Source organism: Alteromonas mediterranea DE, from assembly GCF_000020585.3.
Taxonomy (GTDB): Bacteria; Pseudomonadota; Gammaproteobacteria; order Enterobacterales; family Alteromonadaceae; genus Alteromonas; species Alteromonas mediterranea.
This window is the reverse complement of record NC_011138.3, coordinates 2,226,929-2,244,440: the sequence shown is the minus strand read 5'-3', so window position 1 is coordinate 2,244,440 and position 17,512 is coordinate 2,226,929. Positions and strand designations below refer to the sequence as shown.

The following is a 17,512-nucleotide window of genomic DNA, read 5'->3' as shown; positions in this document are numbered from 1 at the left end:
AATGTTTCATTTGAAGGGAGCGTCTTCGTTCTATCTCTTCTATTAGACAGAGAAAACATGTAATTAAATTACAATTTAATGCAAAAAGAACCGCGTTTTTCACTTACTAATCTAAGGCCTGTTGATCTTTCGTGATTAGTTTTTGACCGGCATGGTAAAGAGTTATAATTTGCTTCGCCAAAAGTAAAAGAACAACTCACTACCATGCCGAGACTAATGCTAACTGATCAGCGGTGGCAAAAGCTACTTCAAGTAATGAAGAGCACAGGCCGCATTTATAACAAACCAGAACACAGAATGACCTTTGAAGGGATACTTTACCGGTTGAGAACCGGTATCCCGTGGCGAGATTTACCCACAGAGTTTGGAGGCTGGAGTACCATCTATCGACGCTTCAATTTATGGTCGAAGAAAGGTTTATTAAATAATTTATTCAATGAGTTAGCAAAACTGGCTGATTATGACTGGGTCTTTGCTGATGGTTCGATTGTCAAAGCTCATCAGCATAGTACAGGTGCTGCGACTTCAGACAATGAGTGCATAGGAAAGAGCCGTGGTGGCAATTCGACAAAAATCCATTTAGCCGTGGATAGTGGGGGGCTTCCCATTTATTTTGAGCTATCAGAAGGCCAGAGAAATGACATTGCTCGTGCTCAAAGTTTGGTTGACCACTTACAGGAAGTAAATATTTTCGTAGGCGACAAAGGCTACGATAGTGATGCATTAAGGGAATATATTGAAGCCAGAGGCGGTATTTCAGTCATACCAAAACGTAATTATGGCCAAGATATAGACAAAGAGAGTGTCGACTGGTGTCTTTATAAATATCGACACTTAGTTGAAAATGCCTTTGCTCGAATAAAGCATTATCGTTCAGTATCAACTAGATATGAAAAGTTAGCGAGAAACTATGCCAGTATGGTATCACTGGCATTTTCAATGATGTGGCTGCCGATGTATTGCTGAGCGAAATGTGTACAGCAAAGATCAACAGGCCTTAGTTAAATTTCAAAATTATATTCCCTCTTCAAATGTAACAAAATGTGTAAAGTGTGTAAAGTGTGTATTACTGAAACACACGTTACAAAACAAATAAAAGTGTGCTAGTAATAGATAGTCACGGCGACAAACGGCACATAAATAAAGGCGAATGACCTTTAAAATCGACCTAAAAAGCCGCCGGACTCCAGGGAACTATTCACACGAGAATAATTATGAAAAAAACATTAATCAGTACCGTAGTTGCTACGGCATTAGCAGGTTCTGCTTTTGGCGCGTTAGCAATTTCCAACCAAATTTCCGGCCATAGCGTTGAGCAACGCAATGCAATCGAAGCCTCTTTCGATAAGAAAAATATTCTAGCCAATGCAATTCAAGCTAGCAGTGACAGTGTACGTGTTATCGTTCAGTTACATGACGTACCAATGGCGCAATTCAGCGCAGTAAACCCAAGCGTAAACAGTATGTCTGCGCACAAGGGGCAGAAAGTTAACTTTGAGTCTAACGCAGCGAAAGAATATAAATCGTTCCTGGAAACGCAACAGCAATCTGTTATCCAAACAATTAAAGCATTCGACAAATCCTTTAAAGCTGATTTGTCTTATACAGCGGCGTTCAACGGTTTTGCGGGTATCGTATCGAAAAGTGCGCTTGATAAACTTTCAAGCCTGTCAACGGTAAAAGCGGTATATCCTGATGTAATTCATCATGCCCAAATGGACGCAAGTTTGGATCTAATTGGTGCCGTTGAGACGTGGGAACAGTTTGGCGGTAAAGAAAGCGCCGGTGCTGGTGTTAAAGTAGCCATTATCGATAGTGGTATTCGCCCAGAGAACCCTTTGTTTAGCGGTGAGAACTTTACGGCTCCTGCCGCAGACACCCTTCCAACTGATGATTACTGTTCAGAAGTTCCTGACTTTTGTAACAATAAACTAATCGTTGCTCGTGCTGCTGAAATCGTTGAAGGCTTTAGTGTTGTAGAAGAAGAATATGAAAGCCCGCTAGGTTTTAACGGTCACGGCACCCACGTAGCCGGTACTGCAGTAGGTAACTACGGCGTTATGGCAGAACGCGATGGCGCAGAGGCAGAAATTTCAGGAGTTGCGCCAGCGGCTTACTTGATGGCTTATAAAGGCCTGTATGCAACGCCTGCAAACCCCGCGTCTTCAAGCGGCGCATCGTCTATGTTGCTTTCAATGCTTGAAGCTGCACTGACAGACGGCGCTGATGTTGTAAATAACTCATGGGGCGGCGGCGCTGGCGGCAACCCTAACGGCTCTGTTTATGAAGATGTATTAGAAGCCATGCACGATGCCGGTGTTGTTACGGTATTTGCAGCGGGTAACGATGGCCCACTCGAAACCTCAATCGGTTGTCCTGGTTGCTCTGACGACGTTATTACTGTGGCGGCAACAACCACAGCCCGCCTATTTGCTAACGAGTTGACGATTGAAGGAGACACTTCAATTGGTACCATTCCAGCGCTTTACTCTGTTGGAAACCCTAACATCGTTTTTGACACTGCACTAACAGCCCCTGTTGTTTACGCTGGTGCAGTTAATGCAGAAAATGTTGAAGCATGTGAGCCTTTTGCCGATGATTCTGTGTTTGAAGGAGCGATTGCTCTAGTTAGCCGCGGTACTTGTGGTTTTGTAACAAAGATCGAAAACGCTGAAGCTGCGGGTGCTGTTGCGGTCGTTGTTCACAATGTGGATGGTCGCGGAGAAGCCCCAATCTTAATGGGCGGCCTTAGCCCAGACCAGACGGTTCCTTCATTCATGATCCCTGCAACCCCGGGTCAAGAGTTAGCAACACTGATCTCAGAGTCTGAAGAAGCGGTTAACATTACAATTGGTGCTGAAGTAGTTCGCGTTGTATCTGATAGTTTGGCAGATATCATGGCCGACTTTAGCTCACGTGGTCCTAATGGCGACCCTACGTTCTTGAAGCCTAACATTGCTGCGCCTGGCGTTAGAATTTTCTCTGGTGAATCTCCAGATGCACCTAATCACGAAGGCGAGAGCTTCTCGTTTAAAGGCGGTACGTCTATGGCGTCACCACACGTGGCTGGTGCAGCGGCACTCATTAAGCAGATGCACCCAGATTGGACTGCACAGCAAATTAAGAGCGCGCTTGTTACTTCATCTATTCGTGACGTATTAAAAGAAGACGCTGCTACACAAGCTGACAACTTTGACATGGGTGCGGGCCGCCTAGACTTGCCACGTGCGACATCAGTTGAGCTAACGTACAGCGATTTAAGTCTCGTTTCATCTGAGTGTTATATTACTTGCGACATGTCTGTCACTGTTACTAATACAAGCGACGCTGATGTGACCGTTGATGCGACCACAATGTTTGATGATGAGAATATTGTTGCAACGGTTACGCCTTCATTGGCAACCTTACCTGCTGGTGCATCTGCACAGATCATGGTTTCGGTAGATGTATCACTTGTAGATTCTGGAGAATGGTTATTTGGTGGTATTAACTGGGCGGATACTAACGATGAAACAACGGATTACTTCATCCCTATTGCCATTTATCCTATTAACACCGACGAGCCTGAGTTATTCAACAGCTCGGTTAGCAATGAGTTTGCATCAGAGAATGAAGTGGTTAGAACATCTGCATCAGTCACTAACCAAGGTGTGACAGGCCTAATCGGCGTAACTTCAACCGTTGATGAAAAGTACGATATCGACGTTTCTAGTATTTCAGCAGTTAAAAACGGCAACCAAGAGCCAGTAACTTACGATGCAGAAAAACGTGAAGTTCGCTGGGAAGGGGCATTGAACACTGCAACGCTTGAACTCGTTGAAACAGCAGCGCCGTTTGGTTATTTTCCAATGCGGAACCTATCTTTTGCACAGCCTTTAGTCTGTAGTTCAGAATGTGATGATACAGTGATAACTGTTGAACCACTTGTGGGCATAGAATATATGGGTCAAACGTATACAAGTGTGCAAATTTCTTCAAATGGATTTATTTCTTTAGGGACTGCATCGGGTAGCGTTACCGAATACAGACCCCATGAGTTACCTGGTTCTCAAGAGCCTAATAATGTTATTGCTCCTTACTGGACGGACCTCAACCTTAAAGGCACTGCCGATAATGATATAGGCACCGGCAATATATATGCTCAAAACTTGAGTGCCGGTACTGATAGCTATTTCGTAGTTGAATGGGAAAATGCGATGCTATGGGGGCAAGAGGGTACAAGCGTAAATTTCCAAATTTGGTACGATGCGAGTGCTGAAACATTCTCGTTTGCATATGGACCTATGAGCCCTAACAACACCCCTGCTGTTGTAGGTTTTGAAGATGCGACAGGTACCGTTGGTTATACTCATGCTGCACAGTTAAGCACTGGCGTTACAGGTTCTCTACCAGTAGAGGGTGATGAATTTGGTATCGTTACCATCCCGGGTGATCAAATTACAGTGAGCTATAGCGGTTCAGTAAAGCCAGCGGGTGAGCTAATGGATGACACGCTTTCAGTTGACGAGGATGCCTCTATTACAGCTAACATCTTGGCAAACGAGAAGGAAGATATCATCTTCAATACGTTTGAGATGGATTCACTATCAGGTGACTTTAGGACATATACGCCTATTGAAGTTGATAGAGAAGAGTTAGACCCGTCAACTGTTGAAGTAACTACTGAAGCAGCAAACGGCACAGTGACGGTTAATGACGATGGTACGGTAACCTACACGCCAAACGCAGACTTCTTCGGTGAAGACTCATTTACCTACACAGTTCAGGTAGAGGGTACTACTACAGATGAAGGCGAAGTGGTAGAAGGTGACATCATTGGCGAAGGCACGGTATCAGTAGCGGTTGCAGGCGTACAAGATGCTCCTGTACTTTCAATCTCTGCGCCATCAAGCGTTGATGAAGGTGAATCATTTACTGTAACTGCTTCAGCAACTGACGCAGATGGTGATGACGTTACTATTACTATCGACGGTGTTGAAACAACGTCATTTACTGGTACTGCACCAAGTCACGAGCAAGCAAATCGTGTTACGGTACAAGTAACAGCAACAGACGGTATCGATACGACAACAGACAGCGTGACTATTATAGTTAACGATAAGTCTGGTGGTTCTATGGGCTGGATTGCATTGCTTCTAGCGCCAGCGGTATACCTACGTAGACGCATGAAACGTTCGTAACGTTTTACGTTAAACTAGAAAGGCCGCTTTTAAAGCGGCCTTTTTTAATCATCTTGAGAAAGTTGCTGCAAATGTTGTGACATTCGTTTACTAGGCTGCACCCCTAGCTCCCGAAACTTCTCTATCTGTCTTACAATATTCCCTCTTCCACTGGTTAGTTTATTCATTGCCTGTTCGTAACTGGTATGGGCACTGTCCATTGACTTCCCTACTTTTTCCATATCAGTGACAAAGCCAACAAACTTGTCATAAAGTTTAGCTGCCTGGTCGGCGATAAGCTGTGCGTTTTGGTTTTGGTATTCGTATTGCCAGATGTTATTAATCGTTCTAAGAGCAACTAATAAGTTTGTAGGGCTAACCAGCATAATATTGTGATTAAGCGCGGTGGTAACAAGCTCTGGCTCTTCTTCAACTGCAATAAGAAATGCAGGCTCAATAGGAATGAAAAGCAACACATAGTCTAGCGTTTTAATGCCCTGTAACGTTTGATAGTCTTTCGCTCCTAGGCCTTTGATGTGGCCTTTAATAGACGCAACATGTTGCGCAAGGTGTTGGGCTTTTTCTGTATCATCTTCACAGTTGAAGTAGCGCTCATAAGCGGCGAGGCTCACTTTCGAATCTATTATGACGTCTTTATCATTGGGTAAGTGCACGACAACATCAGGCTGGAAGCGTTTGCCTTGTTCAGAGGTAGCAGACATTTGCGTTTCGAACTCGTGACCTTCTCGTAAACCTGACTCTTTTAGAATTCGCTCTAATACTACCTCGCCCCAATTACCTTGTTTTTTATTGTCGCCTTTTAGAGCATTGGTTAATGCGGCGGCTTCTTCAGTGATTTTCTGATTAAGTGCTTTAAGACTTAATATTTCTGTTTTAAGCGAGGCGCGCTCTTGACCTTCGCGGATATGCTGCTCAGAGATTTGGCGCTTAAACCCGTCTAATTCGTTTTTAAACGGTGCAAGCACCGCTTCAATATTGTGTTTAGTTTGCTGTGTATAACGCTGCTGCTTCTCTTCAAATATTCGGTTTGCGAGGTTTTCAAACTGGGTATGTAAGCGCTGCTCAGACGCGTTCATCGCAGCAAGTTTATCTTCATGCGCGGTGTGAAGCGCCTGGATGCGTGCTTGATGCGCTTCATTTTGTGCGTGTAACTTGGCGCTAGCGATTCGCTCACTATTTAATTCAGTTTGTAATTGTTCACATTGTTTAGTGACATGCTTCATTCTCGCGGCCACTGTCTGGCTACGAATGAATAAATAGAGCGCGAGTACGCCAAGACTAAGAAACGCAATTAAAAATGCAGTGGGTTCGCTGGAAATAAGGTTGGAAAACATAGTGCTAACTTCATACTGTTATTTTGTACAGCACTATAAACAAATCTTACTGCGTTTACCAACATCAGCGGTCGCGTTATCTACTAAGGGTGCGAATTTTTGGTACGCACTCTTAACGGTAAGGTTAATAAAAGATACAAAAACAGGTGCATACGCACCTGTTTTTTATGAACTAGAGCATGAGTTAAGCGAATATAATGCAGTCGCTCAACATAAGCTGGCCTCTATTTAGATAGCGACGCGTCTAACTCTTCAATCTTTGCTTTCCAAATGGCTGGACCATTTTTATGCGCATTGGCACCTGTACTATCGACAGCGACCGTTACTGGCATATCAACAACGTCAAACTCGTAGATGGCTTCCATACCTAAATCTTCAAAAGCGACAACGCGCGCGTTTTTAATTGCTTTAGACACTAAGTAAGCTGCACCACCCACTGCCATTAAATACACCGCTTTGTGTTTAGCGATTGAGTCAACCGTAGCAGGGCCGCGCTCTGCTTTACCAATCATGCCGATTAGGCCGGTTTCTTCTAACATCATATCGGTGAATTTATCCATACGCGTCGCCGTCGTGGGGCCAGCAGGGCCTACAACTTCATCGCCTACAGCGTCAACTGGGCCAACGTAATAAATAAAGCGGTTGGTTAGGTCAACGCCTTCGGGAAGCCCTTCGCCGTTTTCCATCATAGTTTGAATACGTTTATGCGCTGCATCACGACCTGTAAGCATTTTACCCGATAGTAATACGGTCTCGCCTACTTTCCACTCTTGAATATCATCCTTGGTCACTTCATCAAGGTTTACACGGCGGGTATTTTCACTCACTTCCCATGTTACTTCTGGCCAGTCTTCAAGCTTAGGTGGCGTTAGCTCTGCCGGGCCTGAACCGTCTAAATAAAAATGTGCATGACGTGTCGCAGCGCAGTTAGGAATCATGGCTACAGGCTTAGAAGCGGCGTGTGTAGGCAGGGATTTGATCTTCACATCCACTACCGTTGTTAAACCCCCTAAACCTTGCGCGCCAATACCGAGTTTATTTACGCGGTCAAAAATTTCTAAGCGAAGCTTTTCATCGGTAGTTTGTGGGCCGCGTTCAATCAACTCTTGTATATCGACAGGGTCCATCAGGCTTTCTTTAGCAAGTACCGCTGCTTTTTCAGCTGTACCGCCTATACCTATTCCAAGCATACCGGGTGGACACCAGCCCGCCCCCATTGTTGGTAGCGTTTTAACCACCCAATCAGCAATATCATCGCTCGGGTTAAGCATTACCATTTTAGATTTGTTTTCAGAGCCGCCACCTTTTGCCGCGATCATCACCTCAATTTTTTCACCTGCCACCATATCAATGTGAACCACAGATGGCGTGTTATCTTTGGTGTTTTTACGGGCTCCAGCAGGGTCTGCCACAATTGACGCACGCAGCGGGTTATCTGGATTAAGGTAGGCACGACGGGTACCTTCATCAACCATCTCCTGAACGGTCATGTCGGTTTTATCCCACATTACACCCATCCCCACTTTAACAAAGCAGGTTACAATACCCGTGTCTTGACAAAGTGGGCGTTTGCCCTCTGCTGACATGCGAGAGTTGATAAGAATTTGCGCCATAGCGTCTTTCGCAGCTTGGCTCTGTTCTTTGTTATACGCTTCTTCTACGGCTTTTACGTAATCGAGTGGGTGGTAGTAAGAAATGAACTGCAGGGCATCTTCAATGCTGTCAATGAAGTCTTGTTGACGGATAACGGTCATGACATCCTCTTTTTATTTGGCTTTCGTGGTCTTAGCTATCTAAAAAAGCGTATACTAGCGCATCTAAAGGCATCGCACCATGTAAAACCATACGCATAATGCTAATTCCAGCTATTTTTAAAAGCTATGTCGCCTTGCCTTTCTAAAACGGTATTAGACGCGCTGGATTATTAACATAACGTTATGTAGTTGTACACGTAAAATGCTTTGTAATTGAGTTAAAAATGGTTCTCAACAAAGCGTTTGAAGAAATGTCACGACCTTAAAAAGAAGTATTGTATTTACCTATGTCACACGCATATCCCTTACACGTCTATGTGTCTCGCTATACGAAAGAAGCGCTCTTAAATATTGTTGGTTTACATCACAACACACATGAGCCATTCAATACGCTTTTTGAACAGGTGGCATCGCTACCTTATTCCCTTCTGCTTGACACATCAGGCTCTTTAAAAAGTGATGGTCGTTACAACATAATGGCATTTTCGCCTGTATCCGTTATTGAAGCTAAGGGCGATGAAGTAACCTTGGTGGATGTCTCTACGTCGATGCGTGAGGCCCTTCTGCAGCGCCCTTTCGAGGCCGTCGAACAACACTTGCACTCACAGTTAAATAATGTAGTAATAAATGCAGATGCAGACTTCGATACATCCCACCTACCCTTTATCGTTGGTGTGGCGGGCATGGCGGGTTATGACACAGGGCGTTTCTATGAAGCATTGCCAAGTGTTGCGAAAGCCGACTACGCGACGCCTGACTTTACCGTTGGGCTATACTTACGTTCGCTTATCGAAGATACCCAAACTGGCCATATCTACTACTGCTCAGTAGATAACGCCCCCTTAACATCATTTTTTGCTGCCCCTGACAGCAGTAAAAAAGTTGCCACTGATACTGTGCCTTCAGATTTCAAGTTAACAACGCCGTTTACATCAAACCTGTCTAAGCATGAGTATAAAAAAAGTTTAGCCACCATCGAGGGCTATCTGCGTGCTGGGGACTGTTACCAAGTTAATATGGCGCAACGTTTTACTGCATCATATGAAGGTAATATTTGGCAAGCGTACTGTGAACTACGCAATCAAAACCAAGCGCCGTTCTCTGCGTATTTCAACCTGCCGGACGGCTGTATTGCTTCTATTTCACCGGAGCGGTTTTTGCGGGTTAAGGATGGCATAGTTGAAACTAAGCCGATTAAGGGCACGCGTCCACGATTTAAGAACCCGTTAAAGGATAAAGCGAGTGCTGATAGTCTGCTATCAGCAGAAAAGGATCGCTCTGAAAACCTGATGATTGTCGATTTGCTGCGAAACGACATTTCGAAGCACTGTAAGCCCCATTCGGTAAAAGTACCTGCACTCTTTGCCCTTGAAAGCTATGAAGCGGTTCATCATTTAGTCAGTACGGTTACCGGAGAGCTAAACGAAACCGCCTCACCACTTGAGTTGTTAGCGGCAGCCTTTCCCGGCGGCTCTATTACTGGCGCCCCTAAAATTCGTGCAATGGAAGTCATTGATGAACTAGAGCCACACCGACGTAATATTTATTGCGGTAGTGTTTTTTACATGGGTTACCGTGAGGACATGGACTCAAGCATTTGTATTAGAACAGTATTGGCAGAGAATAACCGATTACATTGTTGGGCCGGCGGTGGTATTGTTTTAGATTCAGTACCCACTGAAGAATACCAAGAAACCCTCGACAAAGTCTCGAAGATACTGCCGGTACTTGAATCGATAAACCAATAATTGAAAGGGTATACAAGCAACCTTGTTTACAACTATTATTAGAAGGCCATGACACGAAACGAATTTCTATCTCAATTTCATCACTTTAGGCAGCCTCACATTGAACCTGATTTTCCTTTACAAAAAACAGGTCGTCCGGCTGCGGTATTAATCCCACTGATTGATTACGGAAATTCACTTCGACTATTACTTACAGAACGGGCCCATCACCTGAAACACCACCCTGGACAAATAAGCTTCCCAGGCGGCGCGGTAGATAGCTCAGACAACACGCTGTTCGATGCTGCACTAAGGGAAGCAGAAGAAGAAGTTGGCCTTCCTTCAAGCCACGTTGATGTGGTAGGCATGCTACCAAGATACCGCACCATCAGCGGCTATGAAATTGCGCCAGTAGTAGGCTTTGTTAACCCCGACTTTACCCCCGTTATCGATAAAAACGAGGTAGAGAGCGTGTTCGAAGTTCCCCTAGCTCATGTGTTAAATCGCAAAAACCACCTTGTTCATACAACCCACCGAGATAAAAAAGCCTTCCCTATTTACTTTATTCCTTGGCAAGAAAGAATGATATGGGGGGCGACAGCAGCGATGCTGCGTAACCTTTCCCATCATATCCACCCCTAGGTCACGTACATTCATACTTCAGGTTAAGCCCGTAGCACTGCGTATAAACACACGTGGTTATACCGCTAACAATACGTTCTATGCCCAAACGTATCTCAAAACTTTACTGCGCTATAAATTAATCTTTACAGTGTATTAGCAAAACTAATCTCGCTATTAGCATTTCTGTATTGTGGTTTTTACCTAGTAGATGCATGATCTAATTATTACTTTGTTTTAATTTTGAAAGTTTATGATTAGTGTATTTGATATGTTTAGCGTGGGTATTGGCCCTTCTAGTTCGCATACGGTAGGTCCAATGAAAGCTGGTGCTGAATTTGTAGGCGAATTAGCACAAGATAATGCGCTTTTTGAAACTGTAGATAGTGTAAAAGTGGAATTGTTTGGCTCTCTTGGTCAAACAGGTATCGGACACGGTACAGGAAAAGCAGTGATTTTGGGTTTACTCGGCGAACTCCCCGATGTGATTGATGTAGACAGCATTGAATCGAGACTAGAGGAAATTCGCAACAGCGAGCAACTTCGACTCAATGGTCAGCAGCTAGTGCGCTTCCCAAACAAGAACGCAATCATTTTCCACCGCCGTAAATCGCTACCTAAACATGCTAACGCGCTGACATTCTACGCGTACGCCAAAGATGCGTTGTTAAAACAGCAAACATACTACAGTATCGGCGGTGGCTTCATTATAAAAGACGAAGACTTTGATGCGACTAAAGCGCACGCTGCTACCCTACAAGCTTCGGTCCCCTTTCCTTTAAAACAGCCGAGGAGCTACTTGCTTTATGTAAAACCAATGGGTTAAGTATTAGCTCGCTAATGCTGCGTAATGAGTCTACGTTTAGGTCGAAGCATGAAGTAAAGCAGCAGTTGCATAATATATGGCTGGTAATGAAAGCCTGTATTCAACGCGGCATTGAAAGTGAAGGTATTTTACCTGGCGGTCTAAAAGTAGTCCGTCGCGCACCTGGCTTATATCGCCGCCTTCAAACGGAGCATACTAACGACCCCATGCAGACCATGGACTGGGTAAACTTATTTGCGCTAGCTGTTAACGAAGAAAATGCAGCCGGCGGGCGTGTGGTGACTGCCCCTACAAATGGCGCTGCCGGAATTATTCCCGCTGTGCTTCAATACGTAGATAAATTTATACGCCCTGTAGATGAAGAAGTCGCAAGCCGTTTTCTTCTTACCGCCGGTGCAATAGGTATTCTTTATAAGGAAAATGCTTCTATATCTGGCGCAGAGGTCGGCTGTCAGGGCGAAGTTGGGGTAGCCTGTTCAATGGCTGCGGGCGCACTTGCAGAGATAATGGGCGGTACCGCAGCGTCGGTAGAAAACGCAGCAGAAATTGGTATGGAGCATAACCTAGGGCTTACGTGTGACCCGGTTGGTGGGCTTGTACAAGTCCCGTGTATCGAACGAAATGCCATGGGCGCGATTAAAGCGATTAATGCTTCGCGACTTGCACTACGCGGGACGGGCGATCAGAAAGTATCGTTAGACAAGGTAATTAAGACCATGCGCGATACCGGCAACGATATGAAAACCAAATATAAAGAAACGGCACGAGGCGGACTGGCAGTAAATATCATAGAGTGTTGATCGTTAGCCCGCAGTAAACAAAGACTAAAATACAAAAAAGGGGCAACAGCCCCTTTTTTCATTCATGCTTGTTTTTCACAACGCTACTTCACGGGAAGCGTTACGCCTTTGAACATTTTTTCTACTTCGTCATTGTTTTTCAGCATCATGGCTTTTTCCACCTTGTCTTTAGTTAAATGAGGTGCAAATCGCTCGATAAAGTCATACATATAGCTTCGTAAGAACGACCCTTTTCTAAAACCAATCTTTGTTGTGCTGTAATCGAATAAGTGACTTGCGTCTATTTTAACTAAATCATCATCAAGCTCTTCACTTACCGCCATAGAGGCTATAACGCCTATACCTACACCAAGACGAACGTACGTTTTAATTACATCGGCGTCTGTCGCAGTGAAGACAATTTTAGGTGTAAGCTCTGCTCTTTCAAACGCTTGATCGAGTTCTGAGCGACCTGTAAAACCGAACACATAAGTAACTAAGGGATACTTTGCTATATCCGAAATGTCTATGGTGCCCTTCTTAGAAAGCGGATGATCTTTATTAACGATGACACTGCGATTCCAGTGATAGCAAGGCAGCATGACCAGATCGTTATATAAGTGAAGTGCTTCAGTGGCAATGGCAAAATCTGCTTCACCTTTTGCTGCTAGGTCACTTATTTGAGATGGCGTACCCTGGTGCATATGAAGCGATACCTTTGGGTACTTACTCATAAAGCCTTGTATTACATCTGGCAATGCATAGCGGGCTTGTGTATGCGTAGTAGCAATGTTTAATTTGCCTTGGTCAGGCAGTGTATGCTCTCTAGCAACAGCTTTAATGCTTTCAACTTTCGCAAGAATTTCTCGCGCGATATTGATTACATCATTACCAGCATCAGTGACGTGCGTAAGGTGCTTTCCACTACGACCAAAAATTTGAACGCCTAATTCATCTTCTAGCATGCGCACTTGTTTACTGATACCCGGTTGTGAGGTATACAAACTTTCAGCGGTAGCTGAAACATTCAAATTATTGTTAAGAACTTCTACGATATATCGTAGTTGCTGTAGCTTCATAGTTTACACCGTTAAATGGGATAGTCTGACACTGTACTCCCACCGTTATAACCAAAACTACTCGTTTTTACTAGTTGCTATTACGAAAATGCCATTATAAAGTTGAAAATAATTCATTTTTTACCATTTTACTCGGTAAAGCTTCGGCCTTAATGAAATTGAACTACATTAAGGTTACGGCAAATAAGATGCACGGCGTTTAATAAATAATGAGTAGCAGTAAACAGGTTTCTTCCACAATCGATTTTTCTTCTGTGCTTGCCGCTGCAGTGCACGATATGAAAAACTCATTATTTCTTCTTATCCAATCTATCGAAACATTAAGTGAGACGTTGTCTCCAACAAATATTGAAGCGAAAGAACAAGTAGCCAGTGTTCACTACGAAGCGTCTCGGCTAAATACCAACCTTGTCCAAATTCTTTCCCTGTATCGGGCAGAGTTAGAAAGCCTTCCTATTACTGTTGACGAGAGTTTTATCAAAGACTTAGTGGAAGACGTTGTAGGGTCAAATGCACTTTATGTAGCGCAAAAAAATATAACCATAACCACTGATATTGAGGATGACTTGAGCTGGTACTTAGACAGTGAACTCATTTATTTGCTGTTAAATGACGTAATCATTAATGCTATGCGTTACGGCACTTCTAAAATACAGGTCAGTGCAACCATAGACGCATCTTCCTACTTATCGATAAAGATAGAAGACGACGGTGTCGGCTACCCTGAGTCTATGTTGTCTAAGAGTCACGAAGCTCTCTCTGATTTCGAGCTGAGTCAGGGCAGAACGGGACTCGGTTTGTTTTTTGCAAAATTGATAGCACGGGCCCATTCGCAGGAGGACATGGAAGGAACAATCGCACTTTCTAATGGCGGATTGCTCGGTGGAAGTGTATTTGAAGTAAAAATACCGTAGTATTGACCGATAACCTTAAGTAATTCAGAAAGTAACGCCCGTAAGTAAGAATACACTGACGTTGTAAAAAATATAAAACAGACGGAAAGACACGCATGTACGTGATTATTATCATATTAATTGTTGTTTTGCTCATCGCGGCCATATTCATTAACGCAATACAACAGCATCGACAAAAGCAGGAAGCTGAGCGCAGAACAGAATTAGCAAAGCAGCGCACCATTGTCGATGAGACAGAAAACGTTATTGCCGCTTGCGTTAACATCCCAGTTTCTTCTCGCATCATGGGGATTCTACACAATCGAATTCTCAACGCGCTTAAAGCGATGAATGAACTATCGAGTACCGCTGAACTTAAACAGCGAATTGCAAGTAGCGAACAGGCGACGGCGGCAGCGCTTTCTGATAAAAGCGGTGCATTGTCAGAGTTTTCTCTACCTGATAACGACAAAATGATCATTCAATATATACAAGCAGTTAAAAAGCTGCGAATTGTGCTGCGCTCAGAGCACAGTAAAGGTCAAATAGACTCGAAAGTATTTATGGATGAAGATAAACAGTTAGAGCGACTACAGATAAAAGTCAACGTAGAAACCTTGATCAAGCGAGGCCGCGCTGCGCTTCAAACTAACATGTTAGGCTCGGCCAGACAGTATTTTGAAAAAGCCAAAAATGCGCTGGAAAACCAAACACAACAAGATGAATATTCCACGTCTCGCCTAGCTACATTAGGCGAATGGCTTCACGAAATACAAAGTAACCTTAAGAGCGTAAACGAGAAAGATCGGGCCAAGAAGCAAGAAGAAGAGCGCGACGAACTGGACGAATTATTCGCCCCTAAGAAAAAGTGGTAAAGGCCTATTAGTTAGCCTGCTTATCCCTGTGGGTTAACTGACTCCGTCGCATAGTACTTGGTTTTACAATTTAGGCGTAATGCGCGATAGCTAAGTCCCACATAGATTGAGCAGGTAGCGACAAACCCTTTCGCGCATGCTTTATAATACCGATATTTTTTATCAACGGGTTGATTGTTATTTGTCTCACTACCAGCCCTAACCCCTCCATTTGAGATTGGCAAATAGCCGGCATAATTGAAATGCCCAACCCATTTTGAATTAATTTGCCAAGCGTTGATAGCTGACCCGTTTCGGCAATAATGTTCAATTCTCCAAAACGCGCTAATTGAGATTGTGTCCAATGCCGAACCGCGGAGCCTCTGTTCATCATTACCAGAGGGTGCAGCAAGCAGTCTTGCCAGCTTGGCGCGTTGCTTAAATACTTGGCCTGAGAAGAATTAGCCACTACAACAAACTGGTCAGCAAACAGACTTTTAAACACTAGCCCATCTTTTCGCTCTGGCTCGAAGGAAAACCCTATTTCACTTCGACCTGTAGTGACTTCGTGAATAACTTGCTCCATCACTACATCGACGATACGCAAGTTGACGTTTGGCGTTCTCTTGTGAAAAGCAGATAGAATACTGGGTAAATGTGACTCTGCAAATGAGGGCATTGCGCAAATGGTCAGCTGACCTTTGGCCATGGCAAACAAGTTCTGTATGTCTGAAAACGTGTTATCCCAATCGTGAAGCAGTCGTAAGGCATTTGGGAATAACACTTCACCTTCCGGTGTCAGGCTTACATTACGCGTATTACGCTTAAAGAGTTTGCCGCCCAATTGCTCTTCCATTTTCTTAATGGCAGAAGACAGTGCTGGCTGAGTAAGGTGTAAATTAACTGCAGCTTCAGCAAATGTCGAAGATTTCGCCACTTCTACAAACGCTTTCATTTGTCGGTAGGATACGTCCACGTTTATTCCCTCTGACCTCGCTATTAATAAATAATATTTATTAATAGAAAGATTAATTCGATTTTACAAATCAAGCAACAATGTTGATACTTATTTTTAACAAAATGGGTTGGAGAGTATAAATGGCAGGATTTAATAAGGTCGTTTCGTCGTATGAAGACGCAATGGCGGGTCTGAAAGACGGAATGACCGTTATTGCAGGTGGGTTTGGTCTTTGCGGAATACCTGAGGGGCTAATTGCCCAAATCAAAACGCTGGGTGTTTCAAATCTCACGGTAGTATCGAACAATTGTGGCGTTGATGGCTTCGGTTTGGGTCTTCTGTTAGAAGATAAACAAATTGCCAAAATGGTATCGTCTTACGTAGGCGAAAACGCTCTATTTGAAAAGCAATTACTTGATGGTGAACTAGAAGTAGAGTTAACGCCACAGGGCACGCTAGCGGAAAAAATGCGTGCAGGTGGTGCGGGTATCCCAGCTTTCTACACGGCCACAGGCTATGGGACGCCGGTAGGTGAAGGCAAAGAGGTAAAATCATTCAATGGGCGCCCCTATATTCTTGAAGAAGCCATTACCGGCGACTTTGCTATCGTAAAAGCATGGAAAGCGGATACGTTCGGCAACTGTGTATATCGACACACGGCGCAAAACTTCAATCCTATGGCCGCAACTGCCGGTAAGATTACCGTGGTGGAAGCTGAAGAGATTGTCGAGCCAGGAACGCTTAACCCAAGCGAAATTCATACTCCTGGTATTTATGTTAACCGCGTTATTCAAGGGACTTTTGAAAAACGAATTGAGCGCCGTGTAGTTAGTGAGGAGTCAGTATAATGCTTAGCAGAGAACAAATTGCCATGCGCGTAGCTCAAGAATTTAAAGATGGCGACTATGTGAATTTAGGTATAGGCATCCCTACCCTTGCGGCAAGTTATGTACCGGATGATATTAGCGTAATGCTACAGTCAGAAAACGGGCTATTAGGTATGGGTCGTTACCCCACCGAAAGCGAAGTAGACGCAGACATGATAAATGCGGGTAAAGAAACCGTTACCGCCATCACCGGGGCATCGATTTTCAGTAGCGCAGAAAGCTTCGCAATGATACGCGGCGGCCATGTCGATTTCACCGTGCTAGGCGCATTTGAAGTCGATGTATCGGGCAATATTGCATCATGGATGATACCTGGAAAATTAGTAAAAGGCATGGGCGGCGCAATGGACCTAGTGGCTGGCGCAAAAAACATCATTGTTACCATGACCCACACCGACAAACACGGTAACCCTAAACTGCTTGGGGAGTGCACGCTGCCGCTAACGGGCGTTAACTGTATCACGCGGATTATTACCGACTTAGCGGTATTAAGCGTTGAAAATGGTGCGTTTGTATTACAAGAGCGTGCACCTGGTGTCACCATTGATGAAATAAAAGAAAAAACCGGTGGTAAACTCGTTGCACCAGACAGCGTGCCCGAAATGCAGTTTTAATATTTG

Annotated in this window: 12 protein-coding genes and 1 pseudogene; 9 read left to right on the top strand and 4 right to left on the bottom strand. The window is 44.2% G+C overall.

Annotation, left to right across the window (positions count from 1 at the left end):
* The first annotated feature begins 204 nt into the window (after nucleotides 1-204).
* On the top strand, nucleotides 205-966 hold the full coding sequence (locus MADE_RS09990) for an IS5 family transposase (protein ID WP_012518443.1): 762 nt from the start codon (nucleotides 205-207) through the stop codon (nucleotides 964-966).
* Nucleotides 967-1,214: 248 nt separating this feature from the next.
* Nucleotides 1,215-5,180: a S8 family serine peptidase gene (locus tag MADE_RS21100; RefSeq protein ID WP_012518442.1), complete on the top strand. Its 3,966-nt coding sequence runs from the start codon at nucleotides 1,215-1,217 to the stop codon at nucleotides 5,178-5,180.
* A gap of 44 nt (nucleotides 5,181-5,224) precedes the next feature.
* Here MADE_RS21100 and rmuC read toward each other — a convergent pair whose 3' ends face one another.
* Nucleotides 5,225-6,514 (bottom strand): DNA recombination protein RmuC, encoded by a 1,290-nt coding sequence (gene rmuC / locus MADE_RS09980; protein ID WP_012518441.1) that lies wholly within the window; start codon nucleotides 6,512-6,514, stop codon nucleotides 5,225-5,227.
* 224 nt (nucleotides 6,515-6,738) lie between these two features.
* Nucleotides 6,739-8,268, bottom strand: a complete 1,530-nt coding sequence (locus tag MADE_RS09970) for a fumarate hydratase (RefSeq protein WP_012518439.1) — start codon at nucleotides 8,266-8,268, stop codon at nucleotides 6,739-6,741.
* 287 nt (nucleotides 8,269-8,555) lie between these two features.
* Between MADE_RS09970 and pabB the strand changes: the two genes are divergently transcribed.
* From pabB to MADE_RS09955, 3 genes and pseudogenes are all read left to right on the top strand, one after another.
* The gene (gene pabB, locus MADE_RS09965; RefSeq protein ID WP_023559710.1) at nucleotides 8,556-10,016 is read left to right on the top strand and encodes an aminodeoxychorismate synthase component I; all 1,461 of its coding nucleotides are present in this window, start codon (nucleotides 8,556-8,558) and stop codon (nucleotides 10,014-10,016) included.
* Nucleotides 10,017-10,064: 48 nt separating this feature from the next.
* On the top strand, nucleotides 10,065-10,637 hold the full coding sequence (locus MADE_RS09960; RefSeq protein WP_012518437.1) for a CoA pyrophosphatase: 573 nt from the start codon (nucleotides 10,065-10,067) through the stop codon (nucleotides 10,635-10,637).
* 232 nt (nucleotides 10,638-10,869) lie between these two features.
* Nucleotides 10,870-12,242: pseudogene (locus tag MADE_RS09955) on the top strand (L-serine ammonia-lyase).
* A gap of 83 nt (nucleotides 12,243-12,325) precedes the next feature.
* Here the strand turns inward: MADE_RS09955 and cysB are convergent.
* Nucleotides 12,326-13,300, bottom strand: coding sequence for an HTH-type transcriptional regulator CysB (gene cysB / locus MADE_RS09950; RefSeq protein WP_012518435.1), 975 nt, complete (start codon nucleotides 13,298-13,300; stop codon nucleotides 12,326-12,328).
* A gap of 209 nt (nucleotides 13,301-13,509) precedes the next feature.
* On the opposite strand from cysB, the gene MADE_RS09945 reads away from it, so the two are divergent.
* Together MADE_RS09945 and MADE_RS09940 are read left to right on the top strand one after the other, a co-directional pair.
* Entirely contained in the window at nucleotides 13,510-14,214 is a 705-nt protein-coding gene (locus MADE_RS09945; protein ID WP_012518434.1) for a sensor histidine kinase, read from the top strand.
* 95 nt (nucleotides 14,215-14,309) lie between these two features.
* The gene (locus MADE_RS09940; RefSeq protein WP_015067249.1) at nucleotides 14,310-15,068 is read left to right on the top strand and encodes a hypothetical protein; all 759 of its coding nucleotides are present in this window, start codon (nucleotides 14,310-14,312) and stop codon (nucleotides 15,066-15,068) included.
* Nucleotides 15,069-15,138: 70 nt separating this feature from the next.
* Here the strand turns inward: MADE_RS09940 and MADE_RS09935 are convergent, their stop codons facing one another.
* On the bottom strand, nucleotides 15,139-16,023 hold the full coding sequence (locus MADE_RS09935) for a LysR family transcriptional regulator (RefSeq protein WP_023559709.1): 885 nt from the start codon (nucleotides 16,021-16,023) through the stop codon (nucleotides 15,139-15,141).
* 122 nt (nucleotides 16,024-16,145) lie between these two features.
* On the opposite strand from MADE_RS09935, the gene MADE_RS09930 reads away from it, so the two are divergent.
* Nucleotides 16,146-16,853, top strand: a complete 708-nt coding sequence (locus tag MADE_RS09930; protein ID WP_012518431.1) for a CoA transferase subunit A — start codon at nucleotides 16,146-16,148, stop codon at nucleotides 16,851-16,853.
* The gene (locus MADE_RS09925) at nucleotides 16,853-17,506 is read left to right on the top strand and encodes a CoA transferase subunit B (RefSeq protein ID WP_012518430.1); all 654 of its coding nucleotides are present in this window, start codon (nucleotides 16,853-16,855) and stop codon (nucleotides 17,504-17,506) included. Before MADE_RS09930 ends, MADE_RS09925 begins: the two co-directional genes overlap by 1 nt.
* Nucleotides 17,507-17,512: the final 6 nt, after the last annotated feature.